The 14093-nt window shown below is 42.9% G+C and carries 13 protein-coding genes; 11 read left to right on the top strand and 2 right to left on the bottom strand.

Going from position 1 to position 14093, the window contains the following annotated elements; genetic code table 11:
* Positions 1–41: 41 nt before the first annotated feature.
* From W7W_RS0119105 to W7W_RS0119120, 4 genes are all read left to right on the top strand, one after another.
* Entirely contained in the window at positions 42–557 is a 516-nt protein-coding gene (locus W7W_RS0119105) for a KdsC family phosphatase (RefSeq protein WP_010665250.1), read from the top strand.
* 102 nt (positions 558–659) lie between these two features.
* A complete protein-coding gene (locus W7W_RS0119110) occupies positions 660–1604 on the top strand; it encodes a geranylgeranylglycerol-phosphate geranylgeranyltransferase (protein ID WP_010665251.1) in 945 nt (314 codons plus the stop codon).
* 30 nt (positions 1605–1634) lie between these two features.
* Positions 1635–2222: a Maf family protein gene (locus W7W_RS0119115; RefSeq protein ID WP_010665252.1), complete on the top strand. Its 588-nt coding sequence runs from the start codon at positions 1635–1637 to the stop codon at positions 2220–2222.
* 128 nt (positions 2223–2350) lie between these two features.
* On the top strand, positions 2351–4516 hold the full coding sequence (locus tag W7W_RS0119120; RefSeq protein ID WP_010665253.1) for a S46 family peptidase: 2166 nt from the start codon (positions 2351–2353) through the stop codon (positions 4514–4516).
* Positions 4517–4612: 96 nt separating this feature from the next.
* On the opposite strand, the gene W7W_RS0119125 is transcribed toward W7W_RS0119120, so the two are convergent.
* A complete protein-coding gene (locus W7W_RS0119125) occupies positions 4613–5455 on the bottom strand; it encodes a phytoene/squalene synthase family protein (RefSeq protein ID WP_044085060.1) in 843 nt (280 codons plus the stop codon).
* 35 nt (positions 5456–5490) lie between these two features.
* Positions 5491–6954, bottom strand: a complete 1464-nt coding sequence (locus tag W7W_RS0119130; RefSeq protein WP_010665255.1) for a phytoene desaturase family protein — start codon at positions 6952–6954, stop codon at positions 5491–5493.
* Positions 6955–7335: 381 nt separating this feature from the next.
* Here W7W_RS0119130 and crtD point away from each other — a divergent pair, with 381 nt between their 5' ends.
* From crtD to W7W_RS0119170, 7 genes are all read left to right on the top strand, one after another.
* Positions 7336–8808 (top strand): 1-hydroxycarotenoid 3,4-desaturase CrtD, encoded by a 1473-nt coding sequence (gene crtD, locus W7W_RS0119140; protein ID WP_010665256.1) that lies wholly within the window; start codon positions 7336–7338, stop codon positions 8806–8808.
* Complete coding sequence (locus W7W_RS0119145) at positions 8805–9467, top strand: carotenoid biosynthesis protein (RefSeq protein WP_010665257.1); 663 nt, start codon at positions 8805–8807, stop codon at positions 9465–9467. Before crtD ends, W7W_RS0119145 begins: the two co-directional genes overlap by 4 nt.
* A gap of 28 nt (positions 9468–9495) precedes the next feature.
* Entirely contained in the window at positions 9496–10116 is a 621-nt protein-coding gene (locus W7W_RS0119150) for a lysophospholipid acyltransferase family protein (protein WP_010665258.1), read from the top strand.
* Positions 10117–10246: 130 nt separating this feature from the next.
* Entirely contained in the window at positions 10247–11344 is a 1098-nt protein-coding gene (locus W7W_RS0119155) for a glycosyltransferase (protein WP_010665259.1), read from the top strand.
* Positions 11323–12312, top strand: coding sequence for a tetratricopeptide repeat protein (locus W7W_RS22530; RefSeq protein WP_010665260.1), 990 nt, complete (start codon positions 11323–11325; stop codon positions 12310–12312). Before W7W_RS0119155 ends, W7W_RS22530 begins: the two co-directional genes overlap by 22 nt.
* A gap of 302 nt (positions 12313–12614) precedes the next feature.
* On the top strand, positions 12615–13388 hold the full coding sequence (locus tag W7W_RS0119165; RefSeq protein ID WP_010665261.1) for a 3'-5' exonuclease: 774 nt from the start codon (positions 12615–12617) through the stop codon (positions 13386–13388).
* 3 nt (positions 13389–13391) lie between these two features.
* Complete coding sequence (locus W7W_RS0119170) at positions 13392–14003, top strand: fumarylacetoacetate hydrolase family protein (protein ID WP_010665262.1); 612 nt, start codon at positions 13392–13394, stop codon at positions 14001–14003.
* The last annotated feature ends 90 nt before the right edge of the window (positions 14004–14093 follow it).

The following is a 14093-nucleotide window of genomic DNA, read 5'->3' on the forward strand; positions in this document are numbered from 1 at the left end:
CCGGAACAAGAAATTTGATAATCGTTAAAAAAAACCAAAATATGACCAATTTCAAAGAAGACCTGATGAAAGTAAAGGCTTTTGCCTTTGATGTGGACGGTGTTTTGTCGTGGCAGGTAATTCCGCTCCATCCTTCCGGAGAACCTATGCGAACAGCCAATATCAAGGATGGATTTGTCATGCAACTGGCAGTAAAACTAGGCTATCCGGTAGCCATTATTACCGGCGGGAATACGGAATCTGTAAAACAGCGATACCTCAACCTGGGAGTACCGGATGTCTATATGGGTGCATCGGAAAAAATCAATCAGTTTAATGAATGGATCTCAAAACACGACCTGAAACCAGAGAATGTACTTTACATGGGCGATGATCTTCCCGACTACCCAGTAATGAAGGAGGTAGGTGTACCCGTTTGCCCGGCAGACGCCGTAGAAGAGATCAAATCGCTCTGTAAATACATCAGTCACGCAAAAGGTGGAGAAGGCTGCGTTCGCGATGTAATGGAACAAGTGCTGAGGGCCCAGGGGAAATGGGGTACAGACTTATCCTGGTAAGACAGGAATGAGGATTGAGGGATGAGGGTTAGGCAAAATTATTCCACCCCAACGGCTCATCACTCACCAGTTCGTTAGCTCATCAGCTCAAAACTAAAAACAATGGCATATCTGAATCTTATTCGTTACAAAAACCTCATCATCATTGTATTGCTTCAGATTTTGTTGCGATATGGGTTATTAATTCCGATACTGGACTATTTCGGGGTGAGTCCTGAACTGAGTCACCTCAGATTCGGTCTTTTGGTGTTGGCCACGGTCCTTCTGGCAGCATCCGGGTATGTCATCAACAACTATTTTGACGTGAGCATCGACCGCATCAACAAGCCCGACAATGTGGTGGTGGGACGACAAGTTCCGAGGCGTACCGCATTGTTGCTGCATGTGATTTTTACTTTCACCGGGGTATTTATCGGACTTTTTCTGGCTTACATCACACGCAAAGAAAACTATGCGCTGATGTTTATCGTGATTCCCGGTCTTTTATGGTATTACTCCACAACCCTGAAAAAACAGATGCTCGTAGGCAACCTGACCATTGCCTTGCTCACCGCCCTGGTTCCGTTTGTAGTAGTTTCCATCGAATTTGCCTCACTGGCAAGAATACATGGAAATACCATCTTACAGTCAGAAGCCTGCTCCACGGCATGGTTCTGGACTACCGGGTTTGCTTTCTTTGCCTTTATCAGCACCCTTATGCGCGAGCTCATAAAAGACATGGAAGATGTTGAGGGAGACCGCGAAGCCGGATGCCGCACCCTCCCTGTTGAAATGGGCATTGATTATTCCAGAACAATCGTTGTCATCCTGTCCATTGCTTCGGTAGCCGCCCTCTGGTTCATACTCATATTTGTCCCCCAGCTCAGAAACAGCTGGATAACCATAGGCTATTTTTCCCTCTTCCTTACCATACCATATATCATCCTGGCATTAAAAACACTAACCTCCAAAACCAAGAAAGACTTTGCCTTTATCAGCGGCTTAAGTAAAATTATAATGCTGATGGGAATTTTATTCATCATCGTAGCCCGGACCTTTTTTGTTTAACTGTTGTCAGAAACTTGAAAGAACTTTTTAATGATTCTTCAAAACCTTGAAAAATATTGCATTACACTTGCATCGGGGTCGCCCCGCAGACATGACCTGCTAAAAAAAGCCGGAATAAATTTCACCATAGGTAAAGGAAAGGATGTTCCTGAAGAGGTACCTCCCGGAATGCATATTGACGAAGTGGCGCTCTATCTTGCCCGATTAAAGGCCGATGCATGGAAAGACATCTGGCAGCACCCCGACCAATTGGTCATAACTGCCGACACCATTGTGGCCATAGACAATAAAGTAATTGGGAAGCCGGAGAATAGGAAACACGCCATTCAAATGCTGGAGACGCTCTCAGGCAGATCCCACCGGGTCATCACAGGTGTTGCAGCCCGCTCTGCGGATAAAGAAATTGCTTTCTCGGATATTACCACCGTTCATTTTAAACCCCTCAGTGCAGAACAAATCCAATATTACATCGATCGGTACGAACCCTTTGATAAAGCAGGCTCTTATGGCATTCAGGAGTGGATCGGAATTGTGGGCATCGAGCGCATTGACGGAAGTTACTTCAATGTGATGGGGTTACCGGTTTCCAGGCTGATGGATGAACTGGAGAAGTTTTGAAAATAAGCAGACACTTCTTTAATGATAAACACCAAACGGAAGCCGGAAGTTAGAGGTTAGAATATTGGTTAGAGAAGTGAAAAAATTTATAATTTGACAAGACAAAAACCGTAAAAAACAATCATAACATGAAGAAGTTATTACTCATTATCATTTCTTTTCATTTGGCCTTTACCATATCGGCCAAAGAAGGTATGTGGATTCCACTGCTGTTGGAGAAATACAACATCGAAGAGATGCAGGAGATGGGCTTTAAACTGACCGCCGAAGACATCTACAGCATCAACCAGGCAAGTATGAAAGATGCAGTAATGATCTTTAACGGAGGTTGCACCGCCGAGCTGATTTCTGATCAGGGGCTGATCATCACCAATCATCATTGTGGTTATTCGGCCATCCAATCGCACAGTACGGTAGAGAATGACTACCTGACGGATGGATTCTGGGCCATGTCGAAACAAGAAGAGTTGCCCAACCCTGACATGACGGTCACTTTTCTGAAGCGAATGGAAGATGTCACCGACAGTGTTCTGTCAGGGGTAAAAGAAACCATGACCATGAAAGAAAGGGACGAGATCATTCAAAAAAATACTGATAAAATCAAAAAAGAAGCTGTAAAGGACACCCACTTTACAGCAACGATAAAGCCATTTTTCCATGGCAACCAATACTTTCTGTTTGTCAACGAAGTTTTTAAAGATGTGCGACTCGTGGGAGCTCCCCCATCAGCCATCGGAAAATTTGGCGGCGACACCGACAACTGGATGTGGCCAAGACACACCGGTGATTTCTCTGTCTTCCGCATTTATGCCAATGAGGACAATGAGCCTGCAGAATACAATGCCGCAAACAAGCCCTACAAACCCGCCAAACATTTCCCGGTTTCGCTCAAAGGAGTTTATGAAGGCGATTTCACCATGGTATTCGGATACCCGGGAAGCACCTACCAATATGTTCCCTCTTTCCACCTGGAAATGCTTACCGAAAAAGTTTATCCCGGACTGATTGACATCCGTACCCATAAACTGAACATTATGGATAAATATATGGAGCAAGACCGGGGAGTACGAATAAAGTATGCAGCCAAAAATGCCAGTGTTTCCAATTCATGGAAAAGATGGCGGGGAGAAATTAGGGGCCTGGATATTCTCAACGCATATCAAAAGAAAGAAGATTACCAGGCAGGTTTTCAAAAATGGGTGGAGGAAAACTCCGAACGGGAAGCACAATACGGAATGCTTTTGAGTGAGTATGAAGAGTTGTATTCCTCCCTTGGAGAGGTACGTCTGGGACGAGATATGCTTCTGGAAGTAATCTTCCGCAACGGCATCGAAGTTGCCAGAGTTGCCTCTCTTTTCCGGGAACTGGCATCTATTTACGAAAAAGAAGAAGCGCCGCATAACGAAGAAGTGGAAAAAATAAAATCCAACATCAAAAAAGAGCTGGAAAGCATCTTTAAAGACTACTATCAACCCGTTGATAAAGAAATCACTGCAGACATATTATCACTCTACAAAAACACGGTTGACGACGATTATTTACCGGCTTTCTATGGTGAAATTACCGGGAAACACAAAGGAGATTACAATGCCTATGCCGACCGGCTTTTCAAAAAAACCATTTTCGCCGATGAGGCATCATCCACCGAATTTCTTGAAAACTTCTCAGCCCGCAGTGTGAAAAAGCTCAAGAAAGATCCGGCCTGGGTATTGTACGAAAATTTCATGGATGTATATGGAGATCAGATTTATCCGGTGTATCAATCGCTCAACCATAAAGCAGACAGCCTGAACCGTCTTTATATGAATGCGCAAATGGATTATGAGTCGGATAAAAACTTGTACCCCGATGCCAACTTTACCCTCAGGGTAGGCTATGGAAAGGTAAAAGGATACCAGGCCCGGGATGCAGTTCAATATCTTCATCAGACCACCCTGGAAGGCATTATGGAGAAAGACAACCCTGAAATTTATGATTACAGGGTGCCCGGGCGCTTAAAAGAACTCTATCACAACAAAGACTATGGCAGATATGAGGAAAACGGAACAGTTCCCGTATGTTTCATAGCCACCAATCACACCACCGGAGGAAATTCAGGAAGTCCGGTGGTCAACGCAGAAGGTCATCTGATTGGTGTCAATTTCGACAGAGCCTGGGAAGGGGTCATGAGCGATTTGATGTTCAACCCCGAGCAGTGCAGAAACATTTCCATCGACATCAGATATGCTCTTTTTATTATCGACAAATTTGCCGGAGCCGGCTATCTGCTGGATGAGATGACCATCATAGAATAAATGAGTTAACGGCAGGTGTCGGAAACTCCAAAAATATAAAACCCGTGCTGATTCAATAATCTGATCAGTTCACGGGTTTTTTTCAGAATATTTCAATTAGACCTGACCCAATTCATTTTTCACAACTCCCTGGAACAGCAAACTCATCTTCACCCAGTTGCTTACTCTTATCCGACGTCGCATGATGGCTTTGGGAGGAGTTCTTTTTATTTTTCGAAAAAGTTTAAGATAATAGATATAAGCGATGTAAACTCCTAACCTGGCGCTCTTATTAAGTTTCACAATACCCTGATAGGCCTCCCGGAAATCGGTTTCTATCTCCAACTCAATCTTTGCCTTTTGGACTGCAGAAAAATTCAGCAGATCCACATTCGGAAAATAACTCCGTCCTCGCTCCTCCAGGTCGGATTGAACATCCCTTAGAAAATTGACCTTCTGAAATGCTTCCCCCAATTTCCGTGCAGGATGTTTCAATGTATCGTAGCCCTTCGGGTCGCCTTTATAGAAAACTCTGAGACACATCAACCCAACCACCTCTGCAGAACCATAGACGTAGCTCTCAAACTTTTTACGGTCATAAATTTTATGATCCAGATCCATGGCCATACTTTCAAAAAAAGCTTCAATCAACTCATGGTCGATGGAATACTCATTTACCACCAGCTGAAAACTCTGCAATATGGGATTGGTAGAGATCCCCTCATCAATAGAGAGATAAGTCTCTTTTCTGAAGCGTTCCAACAGCACCGATTTATCATGTTCATGAAAAGTATCAACAATTTCGTCGGCAAACCGCACAAATCCATAGATGGCATAAACTGCCCTGCGAATTTCGGGAGCAAGCAATCTTATTCCCAGTGAAAAGCTGGTGCTGTATTTCCGGGTTGTATGCCGGCTACATGCCAGTGCATTTTGGTTGTATAATTCGATACTGTTCATCACAAAAATCATTAAATTAAAACCCTTAACCTACATTAAACCTCCATTTGCTCCACCGTCAGCTTTGAGCCAATCACCACCATCGGCAATCCGGTACCCGGAACTGTGGAAGCCCCGGTATAAAACAAATTCTTCAACTTCTCATCCTTATTCGAAGGGCGCAGGTAAGCCATCTGTCCCATATTATGACCAAGTCCCAGACCACTTCCACGATGCAGATTAAACATCCTTTCCCATTCCACAGGAGTATAAATTGTTTGAGAAACCCTGTTTTCAATCAAATCAAAACCCACTCTTTCAGATAAATCTTTCAGGATGCCCTCTGTAATTTCATTTTTATCCGACCAGTCGGGTCGAAAACGTAAATCAGGCACCGGAACCAGAATGAAAAGCGATTCACATCCCTCCGGCGCACTTTCCGGATTGTGCCGGGACAGCACATTTACATAGTAATAAGGTTTTTGAAGCGAAACCTGATTCTTAAATATGCCGTTGGCATAATCCCTGAAATTGGTGCCCAAAAAATAGTTGTGGTGATGAATGTGAGGAATTTTCCCTTTCACGCCGAGATAAATGGTAAAGGGAGCCATGGTCCATCGCATCTCATCAAGCTTCTCCATACGAAACGACCTGCGATTCAGAACAGCCCCTCTGAACCAGGCGGCATCAGCATTGATTACATACTGATCAGCTTCCCATCTTCTGCCTTGCTGGTCAATCAGTGCCTTAACCTGATTTTTTGTCTGCTCCACCCCAACGATTTCCGTATCATAATGTATTTCCACTCCTCTCCTTTTCAGCTCATCAACCAAACCTTCAACAATCTTGTACATCCCTCCACGCACATTATAGTAGCCATCGTGCTTCAACTCAGTATAGGATAAAAGAGTGAAAACAGCAGGCGTATCAAAAGGTGTACCTCCAAGAAAAAAAGCTACCAGTGACAGTATTTCCTTGACCTCACGAGATTCAAAGTGCCGTTCCACCTCACTCCAGAAAGTACGAATTAATTTTGGCGCATGCCTGATGGGAACCTGAACCAAAGCCTGAAGATATTCCCACCAGTGATCAAAATTTCTGCGGATAATGAGATTCTCTGTATCATGAAACAAAGCACCTGTAGTTTGCAGATAACGATTTAACTTTTTCTCCAGATCCGGTTCTATACCCTTAAACTCTTCAGCAAGTTTGTGTACATCCTTATATATTCTGAAAGTCTTACCTGTATCGCTAAAATTTACCGCATAAAGCGGATCCAACTCATGGAATTCGAAAGGTAACTCCCAGTCACAGGAACGTGCAAGTTCATGAAATTCATAGCTCATACTAAAAAACGATGGCCCCATATCAAAGGTAAAACCATCTTTGGTGAGCCTGTTGAGGCGGCCACCGGCCTGATGAAATTTCTCCACCATTACCACTTTTTGCCCTTTACTGGTCAATCGAAGAGCTGTTGACAATCCGCCAAGACCGGTTCCTGCTATTAAAACTTTGCCCATTTATTTATCTATTTCTTTTTCAATTTCACTCAATTTTCTGTTAATTTCAACTTCGACAGAAAATTATCCACATTTTATAAATGCTTATCGTCTTTACACAACATCCAAGGATTTGTAAACCTCATGCCCTTAACCTTTTTTTCAATAAATTTATCCGGAAAGTCATGAGTTAACATAAGTCGGTTAAAGAAATATGCTTTCCCTGACATAAGGGAATCCTGATATTTATCCAGATCATTTTCTAACATACGTTTAACAATCATTCAAATAAAGGAAACACAAAAAGTACAAATCACCTTTTAAAAAAATTAGTTTAAAGGAAAATAAATATACTTTTTAAACACACACCATGATTATTTTGTTTATTTTTAAATGAAAAAAATGAAACAAAAAAAGTGCATCATTATAGGAGCCGGAATTGGCGGGCTTGCAACTTCAGTGAGATTGGCAGCTCTAGGCTATGAAGTACTAGTTTTGGAAAAAAACAGACTCCCCGGAGGAAAGATGCAACAAATAGAAAGAGATGGTTTTCGCTTCGACACAGGGCCTTCGCTCTTTACGCTCCCCCATCTGGTCACAGATCTTTTGGCTCTGGGATCAACACCTTCTGATCTGACCTTTAAATTTAATAAACTTAAAAATGTATGCCGATATTTTTATGACGACGGAACCATCATCAATGTGCCGGAAAAACCCGAAGATTTTGCCAGGGAAATAGAAATTAAAACGGGTGAACCGGCAGCAAACATCCTAAACTACTTAAAAACAGCAAATGACCGGTATCAGTCATCAGCTGATTTGTTCATTTTCAACCCTCTGAAAAACATAATCTCCTCGGTTCGAAATAAAAAGCCGAAAGAACTGAAGCCAATGTTGAAGGTAAAACCTTTGCGAACCATGCACAAGGAGAATCAAATTTCATTTCGCAGCCCACAGGTAATCCAGATTTTTGACAGATATGCCACTTACAACGGTTCTTCGCCTTACAAAGCATCCAGTATGCTGAATATGATTTCGCATCTGGAGCACAATGAAGGCGCATTCTTCCCGGAAAAAGGGATGTACAGCATCGTTGAAGCTATCTTTCACAAAGCCCTTTCTCTGGGCGTTAAATTTCAATTTGACACCGTTGTCAACAATTTGATTTCTGAAAAAAACCGCATCACGAAAGTAATTACCGGGAATGACGAATTGAATGCCGATGTGGTGGTTTCAGATATGGATGTGAACATGCTTTACCGGGGACCGGCAAAAAAGCTAAAAATGCCCGGATCAGTCAAAAAGCCGGATCTTTCGTCTTCTGCCATCATTTTTTACTGGGGAATGAAACAATCCTTTCCACAATTAGATGTTCACAACATCCTTTTCTCCGGCGATTATCAGCGTGAATTCCAGTCCATTTTCAAAGATCATCAACTTTCCAACGACCCTACGGTTTATATCTTTATCAGTTCCAAAATAGTGAAAGCAGACGCTCCGGAAGGAAAAGAGAACTGGTTTGTAATGATCAATGTGCCTCCGGGTACAGAGAAAGTAAATCAAAAATGGATTGATCAGGCCCGGGAGAATATTTTTAAAAAAATTCATCGTACATTGAAAATCAATCCACGGGAAAAGATTCTTTGCGAAGAAATTGCTACCTCAAAAACCATTGAGCGCAACACCGGATCCTGGAAAGGAGCCCTGTACGGGAACAATTCCAACTCTATCTGGTCGGCTTTTTTGAGGCATCAAAACAAATCAGGAAAATACAACAACCTGTTTTTTACTGGCGGAAGCGTTCATCCCGGAGGAGGCATTCCTCTTTGTCTGGCCTCAGCAGCAATTGTGGGAAAAGAAATAGAACAATTATGACAGAAAAATTAAGACAATTAACCCGGAAGCACCTCACTCCTGAGAGGATCAACCGGTTCTGGCTCATTTATTACACGGTGGGCGTCATTGGTTTTGCGCAACCGGTTAGCCGCGAGCTGTTCCAAAACCTAACAGGGCTATCCATCCTGATGTCCACTGCCATCATGTTGTACTTCCACCGCCCCTGGAATGTAGCTTTTATCGGAGCATTAACATTTGTACTTCTGGGAGGCATTTTCATTGAAGCTGTGGGAGTAAACACAGGTATCGTTTTCGGTGAATATCAATACGGGGCTACTTTGGGACCAAAAATTGCAGGCACTCCCCTGCTCATCGGCATCAACTGGGTAATGCTGATCTATATTGTCTGGCAGATAGTACAAAAAATTAACATCAGGGGAGCCGGTCAACTCCTGATTGGTGCTACCCTGCTGGTGGGCTACGATTTGTTTTTGGAACCCATTGCCATGAGCACCGATATGTGGAATTGGGCAGGACAACAGGTGCCACACCAGAATTATATAGCATGGTTTATTATCTCCCTTGTGTTTCTGAGTATATTTAAAATGGCAAAAATCAACTATCAAAACCCCGTTGCTCCGGGGTTGTTGGCGGCCCAGGCAGGGTTTTTCTTTTTACTGAACCTGCTGAACATCTGATTTACCGAATAAAACAAATCTTTTTTTTATGATAAAAGCATCACATAAACCTCTATTAGTCTGGTTTTTTAAAGTATTTACAAAAATAATCATCCACTCCAAATTTCATAAAATCTTCATAGAGGGGGACACTTCTCCTACAACATCTTCCATGTTGGTCATCAACAACCATTTCTCATGGTGGGATGGCTTTTTTATCCACTACCTAAACAATAAGCTTTGGAAAAAACGTTTTCATGTAATGATGCTTGAGGAAGAACTGGAAAAACGAAAATTTCTATCAAAAGGAGGTGCCTTTTCCATACGAAGAAATCATTCCACCACCGCAACATCTCTGATATATGCCAAAAACATCCTTAAAAACGATGCACAAAATTTACTGCTGATGTATCCGCAGGGAAAACTCCAATCAATGGCCAGCCGCTACCTGCGTTTTGAGCCCGGAGTACAGCATCTGGTGGATAAAACAAAAGTACCGGTAAAAATGGTTGTATCTCTGGTGGATTTCTTTGAAAAGCCGCGGCCATCGGTCTGGCTTTACCTCAAAGATTTGTATTATGACCCTGAATCAGAGCAAACCATCGAACAAAGCTTTAACTTGTTCATGGATGAATGCATTGAACATCACAATCAAGACACCGACCTTTAGCATAAAACGAGCATAACAACGATTACCACAACAAGAACACCCACAAATATCTGAATATAACCCCCATCCGACATATAAAAAAAATAAATATTATACGGGTAAAACAACACAAAAAACACCCCAAACAAGAATGGATTTTCTCACCACAACTGCCTTCATTGCTCTGACAATCATCTCCATCAGGTGGATGACTGCCTTACTGAATCTCCTGACCGGAATCCCACGCTTCATACCTTTCCAGAAGAAGACAAATGAGATTTCCATTTTAATACCTGCAAGAAATGAAGCCAAAAATCTTCCTACACTTTTAAAGGGGCTTACTCAATGTGACAGCTCCGTGGGAGAAATCATCGTCTATAATGATCAATCGGAGGATGACACCGCAGCCGTTATAAAGAAATGGTCACAACACGATCCGAGAATCAGATTAATAGAAGGGATGGAAGTGCCCCCCGGATGGAAAGGAAAAAACCACGCCTGTTATCACCTGGCAAAAAAAGCCGGCGGTCGTTATTTGTTGTTTTTAGATGCTGATGTAACGGTGAGTCAGGAAGCCATAGACCTTGCTTTTTCCAGTCTCAGGAGTGATCAGTTAACCCTTTTCTCCTTTTTCCCCCGTCAGGAGATGAAGACACAGGGAGAATGGCTGTTGGTTGCCCAGGTAAACATCATACTCCTTTCGCTTCTGCCACTAAGTGTGTCCAGTTTTATCCCATGGTCCCTTATGACAGCCGCCAATGGTCAGTTTATGCTTTTCGATGGCGACGCCTACCGGAAATATCAATTTCATAAAATCATGAAAGCCCGGGCTGTGGAAGATATTGCCATTGCACAGTACATCAAGAAGAAAAAATTGAAAGTCAGAACGGTTCCCGGTCCGGAAGGGGTTAAATGCCGGATGTATCACAATTACCGGGAGGCATTGATGGGCCTTGCCCGAAGTGCCCGGTTCTTTTTTGGAGGCAGCATTGTGGCAGGATGGTTGTATACATTTTTTTCATCGCTGGGATGGTTGCCGGTAGTAGTGACCCTGTCCACCACATGGATTTTGTTTTACTTCCTGTTATTAATTTCCATGCGTATTTTTGTAAGCCAGGTCAGTGGTCAATCCGCCATTAAGAATCTTTTGCTGATGCCTTTGCAACAAGCAGCGCTGATTCATCTTTTTTATACTGCCACCAAACAATTGATTTTAAAGAAAACCACATGGAAAGGACGAAGTATATAGCAGTCCTCCAAAAAGCGAGGCTTTTTGCTTTTAAAGGAATACACAATATTGTTAAGTTTTTAAAAGGCCAACGGTCTTTAAGCAACAGTCTGGGGCAAAACCCCAGGAAAATTGTAATAAAGAGAGGGGGCGTGGAGGATACCCTAAGCCCCGGGGCGTTGCCCTGGACTATTGTTTTCAGGCCTTCAGCCGGTTTACACTTTACCAGTTTTATGTATAAGTTAGTGTTACTGATTATTATTTTTTCAGGCCAACTGAGTCAAACGACTCAGGGACAAAGCCACGATGAGCTCTTTTTTGAGTGTTATACCACCACCAATATGGAGCCGTGGAAGATAGAAATGGAAAACATGGCAGCACAAAAAGAACCAGGAAATTACCACCAGCTGTTTGAAGTGGTGCTGGCCTGGTATGGCTACATTGGCTATTGCCTGGGCAATGACAAGGAAGATGAAGCCGAACAATACCTCGAAACCGGATGGGAATACCTGGATGAGCTAATTGAAATGGAGCCATCCAACGCTGCGCCCCATGCGCTCAAAAGCGGTTTTTACGGATTTGAGATGGCTCTGGCACGTTACAAAGCCCTTATTCTGGGCCCCAGAAGTGTCTCCACTCTAAAAACAGCAGCCTCTATCGACAGTACCAACATTCATTATCTGATAGAGAAAGGCAACCAGATGTACTATATGCCCACAATGCTGGGGGGAGATAAAGAGATAGCCCTGCACCATTACAAACATGCAATAGAACTCATGGAATCGGGCGAAAGGTATCATCAGGGACACTGGTTCTACCTCAATACCCTGGTTACCCTCGGATATTCCTACCAATCGACGGAGCATATACAGGAAGCACGTATTATTTATCAAAAGATCCAGCGCATAGCGCCCACTTTCAAATGGTTTAACGAAGAGGTGTGGCCCCGTTTTATAAAGAAATACGGAGCAGGAATTAAACTGGATTAAGTTGATGAGCAAACCTGTTTCATCAGTATAAAATTTATCTAAGTTATTGGTCTGATGGAACTCGCCTATGGGAATTTATACATTGTCCTTTGTGGCATCCCTTAGCATGCTCGTTTCATCAGTATAAAATTTACTTTTTAAGGTCGGATGGATCTCGCGATTTCCTTATGCATGCCCTTTTGTGGTTGATTTTAGAAATCAACGCTCCATGTTCGTTTCATTATTTTTTAGGTAGTCACCTCCTGAATAACTATTTTTGTTTCTTATCATTTTCGATTAATAAAGAAATAAGGTATCAACACATGCAATTAAATTTAAAAAATCCAATCGTTTTCTTCGATCTGGAAACCACCGGCATTAACATTGCCAACGACCGCATAGTAGAAATTTCTGTCCTTAAAATAGATACTGACGGTAACGAAGAGGTGAAAACCATGCGCATCAATCCCGAAGTACCGATTCCCCAAAAAACATCGGAGATTCATGGCATTTATGATGAGGATGTGAAGGATGAACCCACCTTCAAAGAAGTGGGTCGCCAGTTGGCCACTTTTATGGAAGGCTGCGATATAGCCGGCTTCAACTCCAACAAGTTTGACATCCCGTTACTGGCTGAGGAATTCATTCGTGCAGAAGTGGATTTCGATATGACCAAGCGCAAATTCATTGACGTCCAGACCATTTTCCACAAAATGGAGAAACGTACCCTTGAAGCTGCCTACAAATTTTACTGCGATAAAAACCTGGACGATGCCCACAGTGCAGAAGCCGATACCCGGGCCACCTACGAGGTGCTGAAAGCCCAGCTGGATCGCTATTCCGACCTGAAAAACGACATGGAGTGGCTCTCCAAATTCTCTGCACACAACCGAAATGCCGATTTTGCCGGACGCATCATCTTCAATGACAAAGGTGTCGAAGTATTTAATTTTGGAAAATACAAAGGCAAGCCCGTCACCGAAGTACTGGACACAGATCCCGGCTATTACGGCTGGATGATGAATGGTGATTTCCCATTATTTACAAAAAAGGTGCTGACAAATATTAAGTTGAGAAATGCATTTGGAAAGGGGTGAAAAATGAAAATACTCTGCATAGGCCGTAATTACGTAGATCACGCAACCGAACTAAACAACCCGGTTCCCGCAGAACCGGTTATTTTCTCCAAGCCTGACACGGCGTTGTTGCGCAACAACGACCCGTTTTTTCTGCCCGATTTCGCCAACGATTTTCATCATGAGGTGGAGATTGTGGTTCGCATCAACAAGCTGGGAAAGAACATTGAGGAGAGATTTGCCCACCGGTATTATGAAGAGATCAGTCTGGGCATTGATTTCACAGCCCGTGATTTGCAGGATCAGCTAAAGAAAAAAGGCCTGCCCTGGGAAAAGAGCAAAGCCTTTGATCATTCGGCAGTGATTTCAAAGTTTGTAAATAAAGACCAGTTTCCGGATTTGAACAACCTAAATTTCAGGTTGGACATCAATCACGAAACCCGCCAAAAAGGCAATACGGCTGATATGATTTTTAGCATTGACCAGCTGATTGCGCATGTCTCCAAATATTTTACCCTCAAAATCGGTGATTACCTTTATACCGGAACCCCTGCCGGCGTTAGCCCTGTGAAAATTGGCGACCGACTTCAGGGATTTATTGAGAACGAAGCATTTTTTGATTTTGAAGTAAAATAAGCAAAGAGCAGAGGGCACAGAGCATGGAGAATGGAGAATTTGAGCCTTGCTTAGTTTCTTTCAGCTTTTTCATTAAGGTATCACCCCTAC

This window comes from Marinilabilia salmonicolor JCM 21150, from assembly GCF_000259075.1.
GTDB classification, from domain to species: Bacteria; Bacteroidota; Bacteroidia; order Bacteroidales; family Marinilabiliaceae; genus Marinilabilia; species Marinilabilia salmonicolor.